The organism is Desulfitispora alkaliphila (genome assembly GCF_050433185.1).
GTDB classification, from domain to species: Bacteria; Bacillota; Desulfitisporia; order Desulfitisporales; family Desulfitisporaceae; genus Desulfitispora; species Desulfitispora alkaliphila.
This window is the reverse complement of record NZ_JBNPXS010000006.1, coordinates 18562-42494: the sequence shown is the minus strand read 5'-3', so window position 1 is coordinate 42494 and position 23933 is coordinate 18562. Positions and strand designations below refer to the sequence as shown.

The window sequence follows — 23933 nt, the reverse complement described above, 5'->3', positions numbered from 1 at the left end:
CCCTAACCCTAGCAGTGTGAAACAAGCTGTGGGTATGTTTGAAGAAAAGTTTGCGGGAAATCAATTGAAGGTCTACGAGGACTAATAATCTGCACCCCTAACTACTCTCATTTAGAAGTCCTTAAGGTAGCTGTTAAGTCAGGAAAACACATACTAATGGAAAAGCCCATGGCTACTACCTTAGAAGACGCGCAGGAAATCGTAAAGATTAAAAAAGAATATGAAGCTATTCTGCAAATTGGCACATAATATCTCAATAGTTTAACTTCTTGTTAACAAAAACCATAGCTTTCCCCTTAAGGGTTAGCTATGGTTTATTTTTTTTAGGGCCTGATACCTTGACTTTAGTAGCTTTTCGTGTTCTGCCTCATCCATTACCAGTTGCTGAAAAAATGCTTTTACTGCTGGGGCATGGCTCTTTTGAGCTAGACTGGAGTACTTTCTCTGAGCTCCCCTATCATCCTCAATTGCCTCTTTTATCTCCTCTAAAAACTCCTCTAACTTAGAAACATCATACTTAACGGCGCATTGTTCATAAGAATATTTTAGCACTAATAAAGTAATATCATCCTCATTTTTTTGCTCCCCCAAAAATTTCCCAAAGTCCTCCTCTATGGCCTTTACAATTTCCCCAGAAGTTGATTCTACGTTCTGCTTCAAAAGCGCTTGAATTCTATCCCCATATTGACTTCCATCCCTGGTCTGCTCTAAGAGGCCATCCGTAGTCAATAGCAGTACCGCATCTGCATCTAGCTTTATATACTGATCCTCATAGCTCATCATCTCCCGCTCGATGCACTTGAGACAGGTAATCCTCCAGTTCCAAGCTCCATCACCTTCCCGTTCTTTAGAAGAAAAAGAGGGGGGAGTTGAAAACCCACACTACTGTATGTAATTTCTTCCGTCTTAATATCTATAACGGCTAAGAAAATACAAACAAAGTAATCTCCCGGGAAGTTCTCCTGATGATATTTCTCCACTATGTAGTCAATAATCTTTTTAGGAGATACTATTTGTCCCGGTTGGTGCTTCAGCGCAAAGTATCCTTTCACCGTTTCGATAATAAAATTATTTAACATTGCGCTATCCAGCCCGTGACCTGAAACATCTGTTTAGTTAAAGAGCTCTCGTGAATTAAACGGGCCTTCTCTAACTCCATTCCCAACCGCTGAAAAAGATCCTGATTTTTTGCAGTAACCCGAATTCTGTACCTAAACTGGTCATCCTCAAAGGGCATCAATAGATAATCATCTCCACCCAGGTCTATGAAGTGATTGATTTTATCTGATTCCCCTTGTTTAAAAAGACCCAAAATACTTACTCCTCTTAAGCTTTCCCGCAACTTTTTCACTTCATAGCTTTCTTGGGTGTGTAAGTCCACAACTGCAATGTGAGGAGTTACAGGCTCAGCAAGGACTTCCTCAACAGTTTTAACTGCAGCCACTTTCACTTGACCATATTCTCTTTCCAAGACAGCCTTAATTCTACTTATAAGCCCTTTATCCTCACTTATTACTATAACTTTCACTTTCACCACTCCATACTTCTAATCTTTCTCCTCATTATATCCCATTAATTATTAGGCATCAAACAAAATGCAGATTTAAAGGTAAATATTCCCCTATGTCGAAATAAGTTATTAAAAATATTCTAAAATAGGCGGTGAGCAAAATAAATACAGGAGTTGGACTAGTATTAGCTGGTGGCGGAGGTAAAGGGGCTTATCAAATAGGAGTCTGGAAAGCCCTACGGGAATACGGTGTAGATAAAAACATTACAGCAGTATCCGGAACCTCTGTGGGAGCATTAAATGCAGCACTATTTGTACACGGAGATTATCAACTGGCGGAAAAGGTGTGGTTATCAATTTCCCAAGATAAGATTTTATCTTTAGACAAAGATAAACTAATTAAGCGTTTGGTATCCTTAGGGCTTACGCGCTTTTTTCCAATCACATCTATTATCTCCTTTGCTACCAACGCATCAAAGCATGGAGTATTTACAAGAACAGGGCTTTTAGAAATTATAAATAACTACTTAGATTTAAATTTAGTTAAAAATTCCCCTATACCCTGTTATGCTACTTGCTTTTCCTTAAAGACATTTAAATCTGAATACTTTAACCTAGATGGAACTGAGGTGGATAAAATCATGTCTATCCTACTTGCCACCTCCGCCATTCCCTTTGTCTATGACGAAGAAGAGATCGATAATAAACACTATATAGACGGAGGGGTCAGAGATAATTTGCCAATACAACCCCTTTATGATAAGGGCTATAGACACATCTTAGCCATACATTTAAGCAGGGATAGCATTATCAACAAGAAAGACTTTCCCCAGGCAAATATTATAGAAATATTGCCCCAAGAGGACCAAGGTGGCTTAATTTCTGGAACACTGGACTTCTCAGCTGAAAGCGCTATGTTGAGGATGCAACAGGGCTATACAGACGGAGTTAGAGTAATAAAAGCAATTTATGAAAGCGGAAAGCTCCAACTAGATAAGAAAGCTGTTTTAGAACAGGGTAGCCGCCAAGAGGCTGAGTATCTGAATAAAAGAACATTCTTATTAAAGAACCGACAAGACACAAAAAGAGATTTACATAAAATGCTAACTGACTTGGAGGAATAGACAGCATGAGCAATCTTCAACTGGATTATCCAACAGGATTAAATCAATCCGACAAAACTGAAATTCAACAGCTAATCAACGCTACAGCTATTATGCAAACACAAAGCACTTCTGAGGTAACTAAACTAGTAATGGACAGTGTGGTCTGCCTTACTACCAGTGAAGCTAAAGCTAAGGAACTTGCTGAACAGGGTTTCCTGGATAGATTCTGGGGTCGCCTAACTGGAAAAAACCGCGTTCTTGATGCTGAAATCAAGGTGAACCTTGCTAAATCACAGTTTGCTTCCCAGCAGTTAATCCAAAAGCTAGCTGAAGAAAACAAACTCTCCTTTGATATGATAGTGGCCATTAACAACAAGTTAAACACACTGTCCTTGGAAACAGATAGAGAAATTAATGAAATCTACGATACATTAAAGGTTTATTTCAAGAAAGTCTGCTCTAAAATATTGAAGCTAGAAACAAGGCTGGACAAACTAGAGCGAGATGTACAACTTCTTCACTGGAAATCAACAATTGGCTATCATTCTTATAATGGCATTGATTATTGTGAGTTGCCTGAACTAGAAAAGATTATCTGCGTCGTCAATGACTTCTACACTATTTCTAAAGGAAACTGGTCAACTGATGAATTAATGGTTTTTTTCAAAGCCACATTAGCGGAAGTAGGTATTGATGTAAAAAAAACTGTTTCTTATAATGATTTCTTTTTGTACTTAAGCGAAAAACCTGAGTTGATTAACAGACTATTTGAAGATATCCAGATTGATAATATTATTAATGCAGAGATATTTCATGTTCCAGTTTTAAAAGGTGTTGATAAACTGCTACAGCTTGATGGTGAAGAAAAATACCTAGTAGACACAGTTGGCCAGCAGCTAGAAGTAGCTAACCTAGTAGTGCAACCAACGCAAATAAAGGCATCATTGGTTAGTCAATACCTGAAAAATCAAGCTTTTACTACCACAACTAAGGAAATACAAGTATTTGATTTTGCCGTTGAGCTACTAGTTAACCTTAATATTGTAGCTAACAACAAAAATACTCCTTTAGAACCTATCAGCCCCCGAGTGGCGAGTGCAGAAGTAGAACCAAGCGAACAGTGCCCAAAATCTTTTATAGAGGTATCAGGTGAATGGGTTTATTATATTAATAAAGCAGACAATCACTCTATCTATAAATGTAAAAAAGATGGAAGCGAAAAGACAAAGATAAACAATGTCCCCAGTGGATGTTTAAACCTAATCGGAGATTCTATCTACTATATTAAGGCAAATTCGGTTGATTTGAGTAGACCATTGCACCATATTAAAGGTGAATTGCGCAAAGTCAACTTAGTTGATGCTAGCGACAATGTTCTTTTTGATGAAAAAGCTATCTCCTCTTTAAACCATTATGGTGATACACTGTTTTTTTGTTCTGGCAAGAATATTTGCAGTATAAATATCCCTGAGGACAATTTTAGGATAATAACAACAACCGAAGACTCTCCTCAGTGCTTGAACATAATTGACCACTGGATCTATTACATAGACAACTTCGGAGAGAAAATCTGTCGAATTGCAACAGAGGGAAGCACTCAAGAAGTAGTTTACATAAGCAACAATAAAAACTTAAATAACCTTATAATCTATAGTGAATACTTATATTTTACTAGAAACAAGGATTTAGTTAAGACAGACCTTACAGGGAATAACCCAATCATTTTAAGTAAAAATAAAAACCACAGTTATTTATACCCGAGCAATGGGTATATATACTTTATCGAAGACGTAATAGCTTCAAAGCACAGTTATCGCACCATCTGCAAGGTTGACACTCAAGGTAATAGTGATAATCTAGTTAGTTTCGAAGAGACCTATGCCTTTGCCATTAGTAATAACAAAGTGTTTTTTATAAATTCACGTAAGGGTGTAGAGGGAGCTTTATCTTCTGTACTATCAAACTATTTATTGTTATAAGAAGGATTTTTTAGGAATGTGACAAATATATGTAAAAAAAGTGTTGTTGGAGGACCGCTTATGGATAGTACTAACTGCATAGAAAAACTCAGAGAAAGTGAGGATAGGTTTCGTCAACTGGTCGAGAGTATTGACCAGGTATTTTGGTTGCGCTCTTACGACGATAAGCACCTCCTTTATATAAGTCCCGCCTATGAAAAAATTTGGGGAAAGTCCTGTGAAAGTCTCTATAATAATCCCGTTTCCTTTTTGGATGCGGTTCACAAAGAGGATCTGGATGATGTAGTTGCAGGAATGGAGCAGTTTAAGAAAACTTACTATTTAAATATAGAATATAGAATCGTCAGGCCTGGTGGAGAAATACGCTGGATATGGGATCGATCATTTCCCATTAAAGATCAAAACGGTGTAGTAATTCGCCATGCAGGGCTAGCTGTAGATATTACTGATTTTAAAAAGACACAAGAAGCTCTTTTAGTAGAGAAATCTAATTTTAAGTCTCTGTTTACACAGACTAATGATGCTATTGTTTATTTTGACAAAAAGTTTAATGTATCCAATGCCAATAGGCAATTCTGTAAATTATTTGGTGTTTTACTACCTGAAATAATAGGTAAAAACGTCTACGATGTAGTAGACCCTATGCAGAAAAACAGTGATTACTACTGCTGTAATATACTTAAAGGGGAAACTGTAGAAACTGAAACTGTTCGATATCACAAAAACGGAACACCTATTCAAGTCTTTTTAAAGGGTGTCCCTGTTTACATTAATAATAAAGCTGTAGGTGGCTATGGAATCTACAGAGATATCACAGAACGTAAATTGGCAGAAATTGAACTCGCTCAGCTTTATAGCAGACTAAATCAAGAGCTTGACAAAGCCAGGTTAATTCATGAAAGAGTACTCCCAAAAAAGCTCCCGCAAATCCCCGGTGTTTCTGTAGCCACTTATTTCAAGCCAGCTTACAAACTAGGCGGCGATTTCTACAATGTAAAAAGAATAGATGACAAGCTACTTATCTATTTATCCGATGTAACTGGTCACGGTTTAGACGGTGCTCTGCTGAGTTCTTTTGTGCACAACACAATAAGTAGCTTTATCTCTGCATTTCCCATTGAGAAGATCACTCCTAAAGAAATTCTCCAGTTCCTGCTAGATCAGTTTATAGATCAGCAGTATCCTGGTGATTACTTTATCAGCATCTATATAGCTGTGCTGGACTTAAACACAAATAAGCTAACATACTCCTGCGCTGGGTTTCACGACCGACCTCTAGTTCAGCTTGGAAACGGGGAGCAACTACACTTATTTAGTAAGTGCTTACCCATTTCCGGAGCTTTACAGAGAAACCTATATGAATTTACAGAAAAAGATATTTATTTGATGCCCGGCACGACTATTTTTTTCAACACTGACGGACTAACGGAGCAACTAGTAGATAATTCAATGTATGATCAAAGGCTGGAGCAAGTTTTCTTTGACCATTGCCACTTATCTTCAGATGTGATTATGCAGGCGGTGAAGGAAGACTTTTATAAATTTAACGAAAACTCACTTCAAGGAGATGACGATATCACTTGCTTAGTACTACAGCTTGATGCAGCTGAAAAAATTACATATCACTGGGAGCTAAAAAGCACTTTTGAAGAGTTGGAGCGCTTGTATTCTGAAGTTTTCCCTCAGGTTGCTATCCACCTAGAGGACGAAATCTCGTTGCATTGTCTCCAAGAGATAGTATCCAACGGGATGGAGCACGGAAATAAATTAAACTTACAAAAAAAGGTGTTTATTGATTTAATTGTTACTGATGGTTATGTTTTAGTAACAGTGGAAGATCAAGGAGATGGATTTGATTGGATAAAAAAGAAAAATGAAGCTGAAGATATCTTCCATGGTCAAGAAAGAGGGCGCGGTATAATTATGACTCAGATTATGTGCGACTACTTGTTTTACAATGATAAGGGCACTAAAGCCTATTTAGTTTTAAGAAGTAAGTAAAAACCATTGATTTCAGTATAGTAACAGTGATATAATTTTCATTGTGTTTGATAACACAATATTTAAAACAAGGAGCTTGAACACTAATGCGAGATTTAAACAAACAAGTATTTGTAACAGGATTAGCACTACTTGCCATGTTTTTGGGAGCTGGCAACCTTATTTTTCCTCCTATGCTGGGATTACAAGCGGGAGATGATCTTTGGCCAACTATTTTAGGATTTATTCTCACCGGGGTAGGACTTCCTCTAATGGGAGTAGCTGCAGTGGCAAAAGCTGATGGAGATTTAGAGCACCTTGCCAACAGAGTTCATCCCCTTTTCAGCAAGATTATTACTGTAGCAGTTATTTTATTAATCGGCCCTCTATTAGCCATACCTAGGACTGCTGCAACTACCTTCGAGGTAGCAGTTAACCCTTTTTGGAACGGCTATACACAAATTGGGCTTTTGAGCACTACTGTGCTATTCTTTTTAATTACTCTGTTTTTCGTTCTGCGTCCTACTAGGTTGTTGGACAACATAGCCAAAATTTTAACTCCTTTTCTAGTCCTCTTTTTAGGAATAATTATTGTAAAGGGAGTTTTGAGCCCTGCTGGGCAGATGGGACCGGGACAGTTTGCTACACCATTTTCTCAGGGTTTTTTAGAAGGTTATAACACTATGGATGCCCTAGCATCTGTTATTTTCGGCCTAGTTATTGTCAATTCAATCAAGGCTAAGGGCATAACTGATAGGGATTTAGTTGCCAAAATAACTATTGGGGCCGGTGTAATAGCAGCAATTGGATTGTCCGCAATTTACATTGGAATTGGCTACATCGGCGCTACCACAGGCACTCTTTATACAGGGGATAATCACGGTCAGATGCTGTCTTTTGTAACAGCAACACTGCTAGGCTCAACAGGTCAAATGGTAATTGCCGTGGCCATGACCTTGGCGTGCTTGACTACATCTATTGGCTTAGTAGCTAGCTGCGGTGCTTATTTCAGTCGTTTAACCAATAACCGAGTCAGTTACAACCAGGTTTGCTTGCTTACAGTATTAGTCAGTGCCAGCCTAGCTAACCTGGGTTTAGCAAAAATTCTTGAGTTTTCAGTTCCACTACTGATTACTATCTATCCAATTATTATAGTCTTAATATTATTATCCCTATTTCATGGGCTTTTTCAGGGAAAGAAATCTGTTTATGTGGCCTCAATTTCTGTAACTACCGCATTGACTGGTATTAATTTAATAGGGACCTGGTTCAATGTTAATTGGATAGGTGATACCATGGCTTTATTGCCTTTAGCAGGCCAAGGCCTTGAATGGATGCTCCCAGCACTTATTTTTGCTTTGTTTGCCTTTTTCACTGGAACTACTGAACCGGAAATACAATCTAGTATGAATTCGGCTAAATAGATTTTCACAAAAGCATAATAAAACCTAGAAGTTAAAACCCCTATGGGTTCGCTTCTAGGTTTTTGCTTGCTCCGATATTATTTTACTGCTCTCGTTTAGTATAGTGCGTGTGAAGTAGCTTGTGAGCTAACTCACTGTTTGGTTTATCAAGGTATTCCTTATATAGCTTTTGGACTGCTGGGTTTTGGTGAGATTTACGTAGCTTACTTTGTTTATCGTCTTTGTAAATTCCTTCTGCCCGTACTGCACGGAAGTCAGTTGCGTCCTTTTCCACAGCAGTGCGAATAGGTTGGCCTCCACCATTTACACAGCCACCTGGGCAGGCCATTACTTCTACAAAGTGATATTGAGCTTCTCCTGCTTTTATCTTTTCTAGTAGTTTTCGGGCGTTACCTGTGCCGTGGACGATTGCTGCCTTTACTGTGATGTCCCCTACTGGTAAAGCTACTTCTTTTACTCCTTCTAGACCTCTAACAGCTTCGTACTCAATCTCTTCCTGCTTTTTTCCTGTCACTACTTCCACTACTGTTCGCAGCGCTGCTTCCATTACGCCACCAGTAGTACCGAAAATAACTGCGGCTCCTGTGGATTCCCCTAAGGGGTTGTCGTACTCACTATCAGGAAGTCTGTTAAATTTAAGGCCTGCTTGTTTTATCATTTGAGCTAGTTCTCTGGTACTTATAACTGCATCTACGTCTTTTAGTCCATCGTGATTTAACTCCGGACGATTAGCTTCAAACTTTTTGGCAATACAGGGCATTACAGATACTACATAGACTTTTTCTGGGTCAACTCCAGCCTGTTTTGCGTAGTAGCTTTTTAAGATAGCTCCCATCATTTGCTGAGGAGATTTACAGGTGGATAGGTTGTCTATAAAGTCAGGGTAGTAATGCTCTAGGAATTTGACCCAGCCTGGACTACATGATGTTATTAAGGGAAGGTTTCCCCCTGCTTCTAGTCGTCCTAGCAGTTCGTGACCTTCTTCCATTATTGTTAAGTCTGCGGCAAAGTCTGTGTCAAATACTTTGGCAAATCCTAGGTTTTTAAGGGCTGTTACCATTTTACCTGTAACTATAGTTCCCGATGGTAGGCCAAATTCTTCTCCTAGGGCTACCCGCACCGCTGGTGCTGTTTGCACTACTACATGGAGATCTGGGTTATCTAGCGCTTCCCATACTTTATCTGTGTCGTCTTTTTCTCTTAGGGCTGCCACCGGACAAGCTTGGATACATTGCCCACAGTTAATGCAGGGAACTTGGTCTAAGCTCAAGTTAAAAGCCGGCTCTACTTTAGTGTCAAAGCCCCTTTCGGTGGCTTGGATAACTCCCACTTGCTGTACTTTATGACATACTGCTACACAGCGCCGACAGAGGATACACTTACTTGGGTCTCTTACGATAGAGGGAGATAGTTCATCTGTTTCAAATTGGGGTGACTCTCCTGGGTAGCGTATTTCTCTAATTCCCAACTCTTCTGCTAGAACTTGTAATTCACAGTTACTGTTTCTGTGACAGGTGGTGCATTCCCGATTATGGTTAGATAAGATTAGCTCTAATAGGGTTCGTCGTGTTTTTCTTAAGTGAGCTGTGTTGGTTTTCACTTCCATTCCTTCGCTTACGGGTAGCATACAGGATGCCTGCAATGACCGAGCTCCTTTTACTTCCACTAGGCACATGCGACAGGCACCTATCTCATTGATTTCCTTTAGGAAGCAAAGAGTCGGGATGTTTATTTTTAGTTCTCTAGCGGCCTGCAGTACGGTGAAATCAGCAGGTACCGTTACACTGTGGCCATCGATGGTCAAGTTTATTTTTTTCATTTATAACTCCCCCTTTACTGTTGATGCCTTTTTTCGATGGCTTTTGTTGGACATTTGCTGATACATAGTCCACATTTGATACAGGCTTCATTGTCTATACTATAGAGCTGCTTTGGTTTGCCGCTAATAGCCTGTACTGGACAGGTACGAGCACATAGTCCACATTTGCGACACTTTTCTTCCTCTATTACATATTTGAGGAACGCTGTACATACTCCCGCAGGACAGATCCGCTCTTCTATGTGGGCTTCATACTCTTTTCTAAAGTAGCGCAAGGTGCTTAGAACTGGGTTAGGAGCAGTTTGACCTAGTCCGCACAGAGAAGCTGTTTTGATGGTGCCCGCCAGGTCTTCTAGCTTTTCTATGTCCCCTGGTTCTCCTTCATTGTTGGTTATCCGCTCTAGTATTTCTAGCATTCGCTTGGTTCCGATTCTACACGGAGGACATTTACCACAAGATTCTTCTACTGTGAATTCTAGGAAGAAGCGGGCCACGTCCACCATACAGGTATCCTGGTCCATTACTATTAGCCCACCAGATCCCATCATGGAACCTAAGGCAATGAGTGTATCGTATTCAATAGGAGTATCTATGTGTTCTGCTGGGATACATCCCCCTGAGGGGCCTCCAGTCTGAGCAGCTTTAAATTCTTTGCCTCCAGGTATTCCTCCCCCAATGTCATATATTACGTCTTTTAGGGTTGTTCCCATGGGAATTTCAATTAGTCCAGTGTTGTTGATTTTACCCCCTAAGGCAAATACTTTTGTTCCTTTGCTTTTTTCCGTACCTATTCCGCTATACCATTCTGCACCCTTTAGGATTATTTGTGGTACGTTTGCAAAGGTCTCTACATTACTTAAAAGGGTGGGCTTATCCCAAAGACCTTTTACTGCTGGGAATGGGGGTCTTGGTTTTGGTTCTCCCCGTTTACCTTCGATGGAAACTAACAGTGCTGTTTCTTCACCACAGACAAAGGCTCCTGCACCTAGTCGCAGCTCTAAATCGAAGTCAAATTCAGAGCCGAAGATATTATCGCCCATTACCCCTGCTTCTTTAGCCTGGTCTATTGCTATTTCCAGTCGCTTTACTGCCACAGGGTATTCAGCCCGAACGTAAATGTACCCCTTATTAGCACCAACTGCATAGCCTGCAATTGCCATGGCTTCTAGTAGTGCATGAGGATCCCCCTCTAAGACACTTCGATCCATGAAGGCTCCCGGATCCCCTTCGTCAGCATTGCAGCATACAAATTTTTGGTCTCCCTCAGCTTTGTGTGTAAACTCCCATTTTAGACCCGTGGGGAAGCCGCCACCTCCACGACCTCTTAGCCCAGAGCCCTTTGTTTGTTCGATTACCTGCTCTCTAGTCATCTCTGTGACTGCTTTGGCTAGTGCCTTATATCCGTCTTTTGCAATATATTCATCAATTACCTCTGGGTTGATAATTCCACAATTTTTCAGAGCAATTCGCTGTTGGTTTGCTAATTCCACCTCTTGAGCATAATCCTCTACCACATGTCCATTAACTAAATGTTCTGCAATTATACGCTTGGCTTTTTCCGGTGTTACTTTTATGTACGTAGTCTTAGGTTGACCTGGTGTATAAACCTCTACCATAGGTTCTAGCCTGCAAACTCCTAGGCATCCCGTTTGCGCTAGGGTTACTCTAGCTAAACCTCTTCTTGTAATTTCCTGGGTGAAAGTTTCGTAGACTGAGCCGGCACCAGCAGCCATGCCGCAAGTTGCCATTCCCACTACTACCCGAAGGCCTTTGCTTTCTGGAGACATATTTGCAGCAGCTAGGGTCTGCTCTTTTATTTCCTCAAGCATTTCTTGGTTCATCATTTTCATCCCCCCAGACCTTTTCTAAGTACTGTTTCATAATTTTCTCCACCTGATCTGTATCAAGTTCCCCGTATACTTCGTCGTTAATGGTCATTACTGGAGCTAGCCCACATGCACCTATACAGCGTGTAGCTTCCAAAGAGAAGTTTCCATCCGGTGTAGTCTCGCCTATTTGTAAGTTCAGGGTATCTGCGATCTTTTCTACTATTGCCTGGGCTCCCTTTACATAACAGGCAGTACCCATACAAACATTTATTTGATACTTGCCTTTGGCCTTTAAAGTAAACTTTGAGTAGAAGGTAGCCACTCCGTAGACATCCGACAAGGGGACATCTAGTTCATGGGCTATGAACTTCTGTACCTCTAAAGGCAAGTGACCAAATAAATCCTGAGCTTCATGCATTACCGGGATAAGGGCTCCTGGCTTCTCCTTGTGGATAGCAATAAATTGCGACAACTGCTCAAATTTGTCAGTTTGACAGCTACAATTGCTCATTTAGTTTTCAACTCCCATCGAATTTTGTGCTAATATTTACAACTAATTAGAATATTTAGATATCTATAATAACATTCTACAGTGAGTAATATTTTCCTCCTTTAAAAAGAACCCTAAGAAATAATGCCTCCAAAAGGGTAAAAAAAAAGAGACCGTTCTACTAACAATGTTGTCAGTAGAACCGGTCCCTCAATAGCTTTGAGAGCTTGCTTTATCTTTCAAGGTTATGCTTTTTGATAAAGTCCTTTAATATTTCGTCTAAATTTGGGCTCCCCACTTCATCTAATTCATAATGGACACGGGTGCAAGGCTTTTTAATATCGATAACTCTAGTCAAGTCAATAGGAGTTCCTATAATAACAGCTTCGCAACCAGTGTTATTAATCGTCTCTTCCAGGTCTTTTAATTGCTGCTCGCCGTAACCCATAGCAGGCAATAATACGCCAATGTGAGGATAGATTTCAAAGGTTTCACTTAGTTTCCCTACTGTATATGGACGAGGGTCTACCACTTCTTTCGCACCAAAGCGCTGAGCGGCAATTGTCCCAGCTCCAATTTTCATTTCACCATGAGTCAAAGTAGGTCCATCTTCTACTACTAGTACTCGCTTATCTTTGATAACATCAGGATCATCTACGCTAATCTTAGATTCTGCTTTAACAATAGCAGTATCTGCATCAACCACTCTCTTGATATTTTCCTCTACTTGAGCCACTGCATCAGGAGTGGCACTGTCAATTTTATTGATAATTGCCACATCAGCAATTCTCAAGCTAACTTCACCTGGATAATAGCTTAGCTCGTGTCCAGGTCGATGCGGGTCTAATACGGTCACTGCTAAATCAGTTTCATAAAAGGAAAAGTCATTATTCCCGCCATCCCATAGGATTACATCGCAGCCATCGGGATCATCCTCTGCTGCTCGTAAAATATCTTCGTAGTCCACCCCTGCATAGATAATGTTTCCACGAGTAACATGAGGTTCATACTCTTCCATTTCCTCAACTGTACAATTGTGTTTCTTTAAGTCATCTACCGTAGCAAATCGTTGCACTCGTTGTTCATTTAAGTCACCGTAAGGCATTGGGTGTCTTACGGCAACCACTTTAAGATTATGAGCCATCAACAATTCAATAATTTTTCGAGATGTTTGACTCTTCCCACAGCCTGTCCTAACAGCACACACAGAAATAACAGGCTTATTGCTTTTCAGCATAGTATTTTTTGGCCCAATCAATACAAAATCAGCACCTGCAGCGTTTACAATAGCACTTACATTCATTACATCGTTATAGTTTATATCACTGTATGCAAATACGCATTCATCTGCTTTTAGCTCTTTTATCAGTTCCGGCAACTGTTCCTGAGCATAAATAGGAATCCCTTCTGGATAAAGCTCCCCAGCTAGTTCAGGTGGATACTTCCGACCATCTATATCCGGTATTTGAGCTGCTGTAAAGGCTACTACTTTGAAGTCTTTGTTATCCCGATAATATGTATTGAAATTGTGAAAATCTCGCCCAGCTGCCCCGATAATTATTACATTTTTTTTAGTCAACTTGCTCACTCCTTAATTATTGATTTAGCTCTTTAATTACTCTATTTTATACTATCTTACTGGCTATGTAAATGCTCAAGGGTCAATTGTTTTAATGCTTCAGTATTAATTCTTTACAAAGAGCACACAATAAGCACTAAGTATTATTTACCATAAGTGGTAATAATTAAACCAAAAAGAAGGAGATCGTTATGGAAGTAGTAACCCGAGCAATTATCGTTTATCTATGGTCAATTTTAATCCTTCGTCTGCTAGGCAAGGGTTTAACATTTCAGCAAAAGCCTTATGATTTCGTAGTAATGATGCTAATAGGGTCAGCATCAGCAGCACTAATAGTAAATCGAGATGTTCCCCTTCTAAATGCCCTAGCAGCTTTAGCCGTATTAGGTTTAATGCACAGCATTTTAAGTCTTAGTACACTTAACAATTATCTTAAGACTATCATCGGGGGACAACCAGACTTACTTATACGCAACGGACGCATCGTTAAGGCAAATCTCATAAAAAACCAAATAAACCTGAACCAGCTTCAAGCTGCATTGAGAATAAAAGGGTATCGGAGGATACACGATATTGAGTTTGCCACTTTAGAAGCAAATGGTCAGCTTTCTGTTATCCCAAAATCACAAGCAAGGCCAATCACCCCTACTGATGTCAAGTTAGCTACAAGTTACGAGGGCATACCTACACCTTTAATTATGGATGGTAAAGTCTTTCATGAAAACCTTAAAGCATTAGGTCTAGATCATATCTGGTTAGAAAATGAGCTTATCAAAAGAGATTTAAGTAAACCACAGGATGTGTTATTAGCCCTTTTAGATACCGATGGAAGTCTCTATATAGCAGAGCAACCTCCAATCAATGTAATTAAATCGTTTTTCATCGGCGAGGGAAAAGATAAACCCAGTGCAAAGAACTCAAGTTAAGAGCCTAGATAATAATTCACCTTAACATTATTAGAATCTGTAATTATTACTTTTATAGTTGGTTGCAGTTCTGAAGAAGCAAAACTAGACGAAAGCGCTATTGAGTTTATTGAAGAAGAAGTGCTTCTGGAAACTGATGGTTCTTATCACTTGGTAGGAGTTTTAGAAAATAAATCTAACTACAAATTAGATCTTTCTATCTGGACTACTGCCTACAATGAGGATGACGTACAAATAGACACTGGAGTAGCCAACGTCTATGGCCTAGAACCAAATGGAAAAGCAGAGTTTCAAGGTAGAATTACCAATAAGGACATGCATTCATATAAAATAAGCCGCTTGGTAATTCAGTATGAAGAAGATAGCGATCGTTTCAGACAAAGTGAAATAGATTTGTAGATTAAATTTAAAAGAGAGGGAATTCCCCTCTCTTTTATTAATAGCTTATGTTCACTTCTTTCAATTGACTGGAACTGTAATTATAAAAGTTGTTCCTTCACCTAACTTGCTCTTTATATTAAGGCTACCACCCATTTCATCCACTATCCGAAAACAGGTTAACATCCCTAAGCCTGTACCAGCTTCCTTAGTTGTATAAAAGGGTGTTCCAATTTTATTTAGTGTTTCCTCGTCCATACCACACCCTGTATCCTTAAATGTAATCTCAACTTCCTCTTTATCTTTTATATAATTAGTGGTAATAGTCAATACACCTTTTTTATCCATAGCTTCAATACAGTTTTTGATTATATTGATAAACACCTTCTTTATTTGGTCAGGGTCTTGTTTCACTTCAGGTAACGAATAGCAATCTGTAACTATTTCAATAGACTTCTCGTCTGCTATTGATTTATGCAGTAACACTATATCTTCTATTATGTTATTAATATCAAAGTTGACCTCTTTACTTGCATTGGGCTTAGCTGTATTCAAAAGTTCTGTAATAATTCCCTCAATTCTACTGATTTCACTTATTATTAGCTGATAATATTTCTGATCTTCTTGGCCTAAGTGCTCCTTATTTTGAAAAAGCTGCATAAAACCCTTAATAGTGGTCAGTGGATTTCTAATCTCATGGACAACTCCTGCTGCCAATTGGCCCGCTGTTTTTAACTTTTCAGAGCGAATTAGTTCCTTTTCCAATGAGTTCTTGTGTTCAACCATGTTATTGAACGCTTCATTCAGAATTTGGATTTCACTATATGTATTACTCTCTTTAAGGAAACGATTTTCTTTCCCTCACCATATTCAGAGGTGGCTACAACCAATTTCTGAATAGGAGCAACAATATAGTCTGAAAACTTCACAATTATCAAAGTTGTAACTGATATTACAATTCCAAATAGGAGTAAATACTGTTTTAGTAAGCTCTTTAGAGGATTATAAAGCTCCTCTTCCGGCACACTTATAACAACATACCAATCATTATTAAATCCTGGGATTTGCTCTATTTTGACAAATGTGTTAATAGTCTGGTCTTTGGCATTGTAATAAGTAGTGTTACACTCACTAAGTTCCCTTATTTTATTAATGGTTAGTTTTTGATCCATTAGGTAGTTTTCAGTTAATATCTTAGAATAGTCTGGGTGGGCTATCACATCACCATTTCCATTGATTAAAAATGCATACCCACTTAAACCCACATCCTGCTGGCGCTCAGTAAAGCTCTCAATTTTCTGCCATAAGTGCCTTAAGTTAAAGGAAGGACTAACTACTCCAATCAACTGGCCTTGTTGGTCCTCTACAATCTCACCTAAAACTAATAAAGGCCTCTTCACCGCTGGAGATAAATAGACATCTGACATATAGATTTCGTTTTGAATGGCCTCTTTAAACCACCGCCGATTACTAAAGTCGTTTCCTATAAGCTCTCCTTCAGAAGTATCAGCTATTACTGTTCCCATGTGATCCACAAGTATAACGCCAAAGTACATATTATAGGAATTTAAAAAATGCTCAAATTCTCTTTCCAACTCATCAAATGTGGATTGGGGGTCTCTGATTACGGGGTTTTTAGCCATGTAGTTTGTATTAGCTAAGGTTTCTGCTATAATCTGTTCTATAGCCGCTGCCATAGTATCTCCAAATATGATTGAGTTTTTTTCCAGGTGATTTTTCAATACTTCTTTTTGGTTTTGGTAAGAGAAAAAGCCTACTAGTATTATAAGAACAACAAAAAGACCCAAAAAGTATAGCAGTAATTTTGATTTGATAGTCTTAAACATAGTTACTTCCCTTCTGCATGAAAATTTCGACAGATATGGTAACTGTTCTACAGTGCTTCTGAAAAACCTTCATTTCCAGTTTCTATTTTGTTTCACTTTTCCAAGCATCTAGCTTTTCCATGACTAAATCATAGGTTTGGTATGATATCTCCGGCAGGGTTCCTCCCAGCATAGCTTTGGCAAAGTCCACTATTCTATCGCTAACTACCTCAGGGCTAAATGGCCCCCCATCTCCAATCATCGCTTGTGCTTCCTGCCGCGCTTGCGGGAATATATTGATCTTTTACCTCTTTTGAACCCTTACCCTTTTCATAGGCATTCCTCCCTTGAACTTCTGCTCTAGGTGCAGGTGCATACCCTCGTTGTGCTAAACTGGTTACCTCCATAGTATCTACCTCCAATTTGTTAGTTTTTCCTATAGATATTATCGGTAATATTTAGAAAAAGTTGAGTACAAAATGCTTCTTTAAAACTACTAATTTGTTATAATAAGCCTATATATGAATTTCTACAGCAGAAATGGAGGATATTAAATGAAAAGGAGTATGATAAATGAGTAAAAAGCGCTTAATAGCCCTAGGTATCGTTGCAGTCTTACTTATAATTAATGTGTTATTACCCTTTCCTTCAGATGATTTTAAAATATCTTCTGACCAGAACTGGAAAGAGGACGTTTACGCCGAAGGCGGGCCAGAAGAGTTGGCATTACTGAGCATAGATGGAGCAATTGTAGATAGCACCCCCTCTAGCTTTGGAAATAGGCCGGCCTATGACCACCAGACATTTTTAAGTCAACTGGAACACGCCTTTACAAGCGATAGGATTGAGGGCATTATTCTTCGAGTTAACTCTCCAGGAGGGGGAGTTTATGAAAGTGATGAGATTTATCAACACATAATAGACCTTCAAAGAGAACACCCTAAGCCACTAGTAGTTTACATGGATAAATATGCCGCATCAGGTGGCTACTATATCTCAGCACCAGCTGATAAAATTTTTGCAAATCGAAACACAATAACTGGCTCTATTGGGGTCATTATTGGAAACTATAACTACCACCAACTTGCCGAGAACCACGGTGTATACATGGAAGTCTTTAAAAGTGGATTACATAAAGACATCATGAGTCCTATGAAGGAGATGTCTGATGAAGAGCGAGAAATAATGCAATCTCTTGTAGACGAAAGCTTTGGATTCTTTGTAGACGTTGTGGCCCAAGGTAGAAATATGGCTAAAGAAAAGGTAATTGAAGTTGCAGACGGTAGAATATACAGTGGTCCACAGGCAAAACAAATAGGGCTTGTGGATGAAATAGGAGCACTAGATGACGCTATTGCAGCTACAGCAGAACTAAGTGGTGTTGAAAACCCTACCGTAATCAGATATACACAAGCACCTTGGTCTCCCCGATCTCTGTTGCTGAATCCAAATATCAGCAATCGGGGTGTTTTGAATATGGATACCATTATCCAGCCGGAAAGACCTAGACCCATGTACTTATGGGTTTGGTAATAAGGAGGAACTATTATGACTACAGATACTAAAACATACCGCTTAGCAGGATTTTGGGTGCGTTTTTGGGCATTCCTGTTTGATTTACTGGCAATCTCCACCCTATCTCGCTTACTCTTTGTCGGGCTTCCGACTACAGCTAATCTGAGTGTAGGGTCAATCTCAATATTTGGCCTCAGTGCGGCCTTTATAGGCCTAGTTGGCTTTCTGTACTTTGCCACAATGACAAGGATATGGGGACAGACCTTGGGTAAGATGATTGTTGGAATAAAGGTAATCCGAGCTGATAATAGACCGTTAGACTGGGGCACCCTGTTCTTCAGGGAAGGAATAGGGCGTTTCATCTCTCAATTACTGGGCTTACAACTGGGATATATCTGGTGTGCCTTTCACCCGAGAAAACAGGGCTGGCACGATATGATTGGCAATACTTACGTAGTGTTAGCACCGGAACTTGAGGTCAAGCGTACAGTAGAGTTTCAAGAATAGCAACAGAGCCACTAACTCCTCTAGTGGCTCTTTCTATCCACATCATCTCAACATGCTACTAACAGGTTATCCACAGAGTTATCAACATACCCACACCTTATTGCAAATTACAATAATTACATTTAGCAGTTAAGCTTCAGAAATGTTACAATTTAATACATAAATATAATTAACTAACAAGGAGTGTAATAGAGTATGAAGCGTTTAGTTGTATTAATTTTATCAATCTCAATTGCTACCTTATTATTCACTGGCTGTGGGTCACAAGATGACAATTCTAATGATGTAAATCAAAATGGTAATGCAGATAATGCTGCCGTTGAAGCGACAGGTACAGAACCTGTTGAATTGGCTAGTAGTGAATTTAGTGGTAAAACAGCTGCCCTTGGGGACTCAGTTGGTGCTATGAAAATTATAACAGTAGCTGTAATTTCAGAAGAGCCTGAGTATCAAGCAGTGATAAAATTTGAGGGTGCTACTACTTTAAGTGGTACATACAAACACTATGAGGATTACGAAACAGCTGGAAATCAGGTTATCTTTACTGTAGATGAAACTTCAAAAAAATATCTTCCCCAATTAGAAGATATTGAAGAAATCGATCAGGTGAGTTTAAAGTTTGGCTTTACAGATAATTATGCAGCTGCAGAGGCATTTGGTGCTCCCGGCAGTGAAGGAAGTGCTACAATAGTAATTGATAGATATCAAATTAACCATGCTCCTGATTTTTGGAACACAGCTGATTTAGTTGAAGTTGTAGAAAAAGACTAATTTAAATCATGACCACCCGTAAAACGGGTGGTTTGCACTAGCCCTATAAGGGCATATTACTGGGCAGTGCCTCAAGCACGCTGAATTTTACGCCAACCGCATATCTTTTACAAGCTGCCCCTAAATGGATCAATAAACTCTTTTAAGCTTAACTGGTCACTTGCTATATCTTCTTGCAGTTGGTTTTTTATATATTCCTCAATTGTTTTTCTATTTCTACCTACGGTATCTACATAATAACCTTTGCACCAAAATTGTCTGTTCCCATATCGTACTTTAAATTCGCATGTCTATCGAATATCATTAATGAACTTTTCCTCGGTATTTTGGTGCAAATACTATGTGGTATTTACAATTCCATTTGGTATGTGCTAAACTTTGACTATCCATCTGGATACCTCCTTTGTTTCATAGCTAAAAGCTCCCATTTTAGAACACAAGAACACAGAGGGACTTTGTGAAGAACCTTTTCATTCTTTGCTGAGAGTTTATAGGTTTCCAATATTTCGCTCTGCCTCTATTTATGCTGTGCTTCTCTTCCATGTCGTGATAGACTTAGGGATCTTCTCTTCCCACCGGCTATAGGTAGTGCAGTTAAATGCATCTTGTCGAAGTGTTTGGAGCAGTTTTATCACTGCTTGGATCTCAACCTTATGTTGGTAAACAAATGCTACTAGGTCTAGATATTGCTTGATTGTCAGCGGGATTACAGGAACAGCCTTCCCAACCCAGGATTCCCGATTTAAAATATAAAATTGCCACATAGTGCGCACGTTTATCTTAGAGGAAATAAATAAACCTATTACATTTCTTTCGGGATAATTATTGATAAATTTGTATACATGGTCAATAACAGAAGAGCCCTCATGCTCCCATTGCCGCACACCGGTCATTAGAGAAACTTCTGGTATGATTATATTATCTTCAAAGTAAAGCTCCATGTCTGGTGTATTACCTTGCCCAGGGGCAAATGCCCTAGGGGTTAAGTCTTCTTCTAACTTAAAGTTTCGCTTTACCCTATGCTCGCCATCAATGGCAACTAATGACTTCCAAGTGTTACATTCCAACCACAGAGCAGCCATATCCTCGTTCCCCTCGATAATATCTATAAACTTTTCCATAATCTCTGCTCGAGCTTCTTCGGTTTTAGCATAATAGGTAGTAAATAGGGTTTCATTTACTGATACAAGCTGCTTAGAAAGAGCTAGCTCAGCTTCAGTAAGCTCCTCTTCCGTTTCTAATTGATCCACATCTTTGAAGTCAGCAATTATCCTAGTCAAATGCTGCTGTTCTTCCTGGGGAATTTTAGCTTTCTCTTGGTTTAACTTAGTCTTTAATATTTGTGTCTTGTCAGAAATTATTACTTTACGGTTTTCTCTATTTTCCCAGGGGAGATTTATGTTGTAGGGATTGCCAAACCACTCCATGTACTTTTCAAAATCTTCTTCCCCATTATAGGCAAAACTGTACTTCTCCTGTAATAACTTTACCTTAAGCTTTGAGTGTTCAGGAATATATAGCTTAACATAAAAGCCCCTGCCCCGTTGCAGGAATAAGCCCGTATACTCTAAACACCTGATCAGGGCGTCAGCGTAATCACCATAATAAGTCTCTGGTTTGTTAGTAACCTGAGGATAAGTGCGTTTGAATATCTCGTTAAACATTTTTTTAACTGAAGTGGTGTCTAACTTATTATCCATTTCAGAATAGGCTTTTCTAAACTCTTTAATAGCAGCAATAGTCTTATCAACTTGCGCCATATCAGTACAGCCAAATAGGAAGCCCAGTTCAAATTTATTTAGATAATCAAAGTGCTTAAATACTTCTAAAATTATCTCCATGGGGAACACATAGGTTCCATTACTGCTTTTTTTATGGTTTGCTGGGCTGGGAAATTGTATTTTCAGTAGCTGTTTTAGTAACAGCTCTGGTTGCATTTTTCCGTCTCTTATTAAATGCCCTGCTTTGGTAGCCCTCACCTTGCCACTCTGGTCTACAAATCCAAAACCATAAAATTCAAAGGATGTCTTGTCATTGCGCCCACTACTTTCAGTTTCATTAGTGTCACTCTTACCAGATAAGTAGTCGTCTAAGGAAGGGTAAACCTCCATTAAGCTTTCTCCGTGGGCACTGTAAATATATTTTCTCCTAGTAGGATATATCTTTTTATTTCCCCAAGCACTCAGGCGATCTGGATAAGTGTAGTTCCAGTCCTCCCCTTCAAGAGCAGCAAAATGAGGAAACCACTGAATGGTTTTCACAATACTTCTAGGCTTCATCCTAAACCACCACGAATTCAATTAAGACACTCCTTTTGGCTCGTAATTAGTTATCATTAAGTGCTTAGCACTTTTATTATTCCTATTTTGAAAGCTAACTAAATATTGCTTATCAAAGGTTTGGATATTAAAGCCCTTGTCCCCATATAGGTCAAAGATAAAGTCGGTGTTTTTTATGACTAACATAAAATTAGCCTTAGTATTGTATAGGTAGTCAGCTAGACGGCGCTGATCCTCCTGCTCAAAGTCTAAACCTACATAAGAGCTAAAGTCACTGTCATAGGGAGGATCAAGGAAGATAAAGTCCCCGCTAGCAGGTGCGTATTTCTCAAAAAATGCTGCAAAGTCCATGTTAGAAATCACTGTGTTTTCTAAGTAGCTTTGAAGCTCCTGAGATTGCAGGTAATCTATTTTTCTTGAGAAATCCTTGCGGTTGTAGCTGATGCCTCCATAGGGCACATTAAATTTGCCGCTCTTGTTGTATCTAAACATAGAAGCATAGCAGTATTCTCTCACAAAGTAGAAAATAGCTGTGGCAAAGGGAATATTAATTGAATAGGTATCTGTATTATTGTAAAGGTGCCGGAAATGCATGTAGAACGCACTTTTAAAAGCCCCCTCTATATTGTGAAGAATGTCCTCGGTGGGGAGCTTAAACTTTTCTAATTCTAGCTTTTTCATGCGCTTTGTTTTGCTTATAAGGTTTTTCTTAATCTCTAAAATAAAGTTTTCTATATTGATATTAAAGGACGTTGATAAGATACCGTTAAACTCATCAACTCTATGCAAAACAAACTCATAAATCAGGTCCTTGAATTCAGTATCAGTGTATTTATCTATGGAGTATTCCTCATACAACTTTATCAGGTACTCTGAATTCTTCTCCACTAGCCTCTGAAGCATTACCCAGTTTTTATTTATCTTTCTCAGATTACTATAAAATTCCTGGTTACCCTCTTTAATCATTGTGTATAGGTTAATCAGCTCTGTAGATTTATCATTTATGAAGGTCTCTTTAGCAGTACCCCCCATTGCAAAAAATACAGCCCCACCCCCAACAAAGGGCTCATAGTATTTATTAATCTTAGGCGGAGTATTGGGTAGAATATATTTCAATTCTTTCTCTTTACCTCCAGCCCATTTCAGTATGGGTGTTAAACGTTTCATTCGCTTCTCTCCTCAGTAATAACATAACTTTCACTTTTCCCACCATTTATTTTAGCACATCAAGCAAATAAAAACAGCCTCAACAAAGGCTGTTCCTGCTCCTTAATTCCTATATTTCATGGCTAACCCTTTTAAGAAATTCCTCGCGTATCTGTCACCACACTCTTTATAGTTCTTATGTCCTTCTTTTCTAAAAACAGCACTTAGCTCTCCCTTAGTTATAGTGACTCCCGCTTCTTTTAATATATCGAGCATATCCTCACTTGTTAATGATAACGCTACTTTCAGTTTCTTTAGCAGGACATTATTAACACTTCCACTATCCTTTATAGTTAGTACAGGTCTTTCAGGTTCCCCTGGCTTTGGATCTTTTCTACCTCTGTTAAATACAATAAGTCCATTTAAAAATGACTCTAACATAATATTATTGCATGGAATAATATCCTCTTCGTTTTGTTCTATATCACCATCAAATTCAGCTTCATTATGGTCGCTTTCCTTTGATTTTTTGAGTATCTTTAGCACTTCTTGTTCTGTTACTTCAATGCCCCCAAGTTTAAATATCTCAACCATATCTCTATTTTTTATATCTAGAGCATATCTTAATCTAATTAATATATCATTATTTTTCATCTGTAAAACCTCCTACAACATTGCCTATCTACACAGCAGTGTCTTCATTTGATTTGTATTTCTAATTTAGTCATTCTATCATTTAATTATACACCTTTGCAAAGAACAAGAAAACACAAAACACAGAGGGACGGTTTCCAATCTTCACTTTTCCCTCTAGCTCCATAATTGAGATCGCTTCTATAATTTTCTTTCTATCTCCAGGCAACATTAAA

General features: G+C 38.9%; 24 protein-coding genes and 1 pseudogene. 10 read left to right on the top strand and 15 right to left on the bottom strand.

The genetic code is table 11. The features are described 5' to 3' along the window. The first annotated feature begins 63 nt into the window (after nt 1–63). On the top strand, nt 64–249 hold the full coding sequence (locus tag GGQ84_RS03655; RefSeq protein ID WP_429159458.1) for a Gfo/Idh/MocA family oxidoreductase: 186 nt from the start codon (nt 64–66) through the stop codon (nt 247–249). Between the two features lie 54 nt (nt 250–303). On the opposite strand, the gene GGQ84_RS03650 is transcribed toward GGQ84_RS03655, so the two are convergent. The 3 genes from GGQ84_RS03650 to GGQ84_RS03640 are packed head-to-tail and all read right to left on the bottom strand — an operon-like array spanning nt 304 to nt 1528. Continuing rightward, nucleotides 304–783, bottom strand: coding sequence for a SpoIIE family protein phosphatase (locus tag GGQ84_RS03650; protein ID WP_429159285.1), 480 nt, complete (start codon nt 781–783; stop codon nt 304–306). Continuing rightward, entirely contained in the window at nt 780–1079 is a 300-nt protein-coding gene (locus GGQ84_RS03645; RefSeq protein WP_429159283.1) for a SpoIIE family protein phosphatase, read from the bottom strand. Before GGQ84_RS03645 ends, GGQ84_RS03650 begins: the two co-directional genes overlap by 4 nt. Continuing rightward, the gene (locus GGQ84_RS03640; RefSeq protein ID WP_429159281.1) at nt 1073–1528 is read right to left on the bottom strand and encodes a response regulator; all 456 of its coding nucleotides are present in this window, start codon (nt 1526–1528) and stop codon (nt 1073–1075) included. Before GGQ84_RS03640 ends, GGQ84_RS03645 begins: the two co-directional genes overlap by 7 nt. A 134-nt stretch (nt 1529–1662) precedes the next feature. Here GGQ84_RS03640 and GGQ84_RS03635 point away from each other — a divergent pair, with 134 nt between their 5' ends. From GGQ84_RS03635 to brnQ, 4 genes are all read left to right on the top strand, one after another. After that, on the top strand, nt 1663–2634 hold the full coding sequence (locus tag GGQ84_RS03635) for a patatin-like phospholipase family protein (RefSeq protein ID WP_429159279.1): 972 nt from the start codon (nt 1663–1665) through the stop codon (nt 2632–2634). A 5-nt stretch (nt 2635–2639) separates the two neighbouring features. Beyond that, on the top strand, nt 2640–4595 hold the full coding sequence (locus GGQ84_RS03630; RefSeq protein ID WP_429159276.1) for a DUF5050 domain-containing protein: 1956 nt from the start codon (nt 2640–2642) through the stop codon (nt 4593–4595). A 60-nt stretch (nt 4596–4655) separates the two neighbouring features. Next, the gene (locus tag GGQ84_RS03625) at nt 4656–6596 is read left to right on the top strand and encodes a SpoIIE family protein phosphatase (RefSeq protein WP_429159273.1); all 1941 of its coding nucleotides are present in this window, start codon (nt 4656–4658) and stop codon (nt 6594–6596) included. Nucleotides 6597–6682: 86 nt separating this feature from the next. Next, on the top strand, nt 6683–7999 hold the full coding sequence (gene brnQ, locus GGQ84_RS03620) for a branched-chain amino acid transport system II carrier protein (protein WP_429159271.1): 1317 nt from the start codon (nt 6683–6685) through the stop codon (nt 7997–7999). An 82-nt stretch (nt 8000–8081) separates the two neighbouring features. Here brnQ and GGQ84_RS03615 read toward each other — a convergent pair whose 3' ends face one another. The 4 genes from GGQ84_RS03615 to GGQ84_RS03600 form a co-directional block, all read right to left on the bottom strand. Beyond that, nucleotides 8082–9818, bottom strand: a complete 1737-nt coding sequence (locus tag GGQ84_RS03615; protein WP_429159269.1) for an NADH-dependent [FeFe] hydrogenase, group A6 — start codon at nt 9816–9818, stop codon at nt 8082–8084. A gap of 14 nt (nt 9819–9832) precedes the next feature. After that, complete coding sequence (gene nuoF, locus GGQ84_RS03610) at nt 9833–11566, bottom strand: NADH-quinone oxidoreductase subunit NuoF (protein WP_429159455.1); 1734 nt, start codon at nt 11564–11566, stop codon at nt 9833–9835. Nucleotides 11567–11639: 73 nt separating this feature from the next. After that, entirely contained in the window at nt 11640–12158 is a 519-nt protein-coding gene (locus tag GGQ84_RS03605; protein ID WP_429159267.1) for an NADH-quinone oxidoreductase subunit NuoE family protein, read from the bottom strand. 211 nt (nt 12159–12369) lie between these two features. Next, entirely contained in the window at nt 12370–13716 is a 1347-nt protein-coding gene (locus tag GGQ84_RS03600) for a cyclic 2,3-diphosphoglycerate synthase (protein ID WP_429159265.1), read from the bottom strand. A 191-nt stretch (nt 13717–13907) separates the two neighbouring features. On the opposite strand from GGQ84_RS03600, the gene GGQ84_RS03595 reads away from it, so the two are divergent. Together GGQ84_RS03595 and GGQ84_RS03590 are read left to right on the top strand one after the other, a co-directional pair. After that, on the top strand, nt 13908–14642 hold the full coding sequence (locus tag GGQ84_RS03595; protein ID WP_429159263.1) for a DUF421 domain-containing protein: 735 nt from the start codon (nt 13908–13910) through the stop codon (nt 14640–14642). A gap of 120 nt (nt 14643–14762) precedes the next feature. Next, nucleotides 14763–15041, top strand: a complete 279-nt coding sequence (locus tag GGQ84_RS03590; protein ID WP_429159261.1) for an FxLYD domain-containing protein — start codon at nt 14763–14765, stop codon at nt 15039–15041. Nucleotides 15042–15101: 60 nt separating this feature from the next. Here GGQ84_RS03590 and GGQ84_RS03585 read toward each other — a convergent pair whose 3' ends face one another. From GGQ84_RS03585 to GGQ84_RS03570, 4 genes are all read right to left on the bottom strand, one after another. Then, nucleotides 15102–15806 (bottom strand): ATP-binding protein, encoded by a 705-nt coding sequence (locus tag GGQ84_RS03585; protein ID WP_429159259.1) that lies wholly within the window; start codon nt 15804–15806, stop codon nt 15102–15104. A 17-nt stretch (nt 15807–15823) separates the two neighbouring features. Beyond that, a complete protein-coding gene (locus tag GGQ84_RS03580) occupies nt 15824–16867 on the bottom strand; it encodes a cache domain-containing protein (RefSeq protein WP_429159257.1) in 1044 nt (347 codons plus the stop codon). 82 nt (nt 16868–16949) lie between these two features. Beyond that, entirely contained in the window at nt 16950–17108 is a 159-nt protein-coding gene (locus GGQ84_RS03575; RefSeq protein WP_429159255.1) for a hypothetical protein, read from the bottom strand. Continuing rightward, on the bottom strand, nt 17083–17253 hold the full coding sequence (locus GGQ84_RS03570; protein ID WP_429159253.1) for a hypothetical protein: 171 nt from the start codon (nt 17251–17253) through the stop codon (nt 17083–17085). Before GGQ84_RS03570 ends, GGQ84_RS03575 begins: the two co-directional genes overlap by 26 nt. Nucleotides 17254–17419: 166 nt before the next feature. On the opposite strand from GGQ84_RS03570, the gene sppA reads away from it, so the two are divergent. The 3 genes from sppA (at nt 17420) to GGQ84_RS03555 (ending at nt 19639) form a co-directional block, all read left to right on the top strand. Further along, nucleotides 17420–18379, top strand: coding sequence for a signal peptide peptidase SppA (gene sppA / locus GGQ84_RS03565; protein WP_429159251.1), 960 nt, complete (start codon nt 17420–17422; stop codon nt 18377–18379). A gap of 15 nt (nt 18380–18394) precedes the next feature. Continuing rightward, on the top strand, nt 18395–18868 hold the full coding sequence (locus GGQ84_RS03560) for an RDD family protein (protein WP_429159249.1): 474 nt from the start codon (nt 18395–18397) through the stop codon (nt 18866–18868). Between the two features lie 195 nt (nt 18869–19063). Then, a complete protein-coding gene (locus tag GGQ84_RS03555) occupies nt 19064–19639 on the top strand; it encodes a hypothetical protein (RefSeq protein WP_429159246.1) in 576 nt (191 codons plus the stop codon). Between the two features lie 107 nt (nt 19640–19746). On the opposite strand, the pseudogene GGQ84_RS03550 reads toward GGQ84_RS03555, so the two are convergent. From GGQ84_RS03550 to GGQ84_RS03535, 4 genes and pseudogenes are all read right to left on the bottom strand, one after another. Continuing rightward, nucleotides 19747–20029: pseudogene (locus tag GGQ84_RS03550) on the bottom strand (transposase). 131 nt (nt 20030–20160) lie between these two features. Further along, on the bottom strand, nt 20161–21939 hold the full coding sequence (locus tag GGQ84_RS03545) for an AlwI family type II restriction endonuclease (RefSeq protein WP_429159244.1): 1779 nt from the start codon (nt 21937–21939) through the stop codon (nt 20161–20163). Beyond that, on the bottom strand, nt 21940–23085 hold the full coding sequence (locus tag GGQ84_RS03540) for a DNA adenine methylase (RefSeq protein ID WP_429159241.1): 1146 nt from the start codon (nt 23083–23085) through the stop codon (nt 21940–21942). Between the two features lie 102 nt (nt 23086–23187). Then, complete coding sequence (locus tag GGQ84_RS03535; protein WP_429159238.1) at nt 23188–23718, bottom strand: YehS family protein; 531 nt, start codon at nt 23716–23718, stop codon at nt 23188–23190. Nucleotides 23719–23933 lie beyond the last annotated feature (215 nt).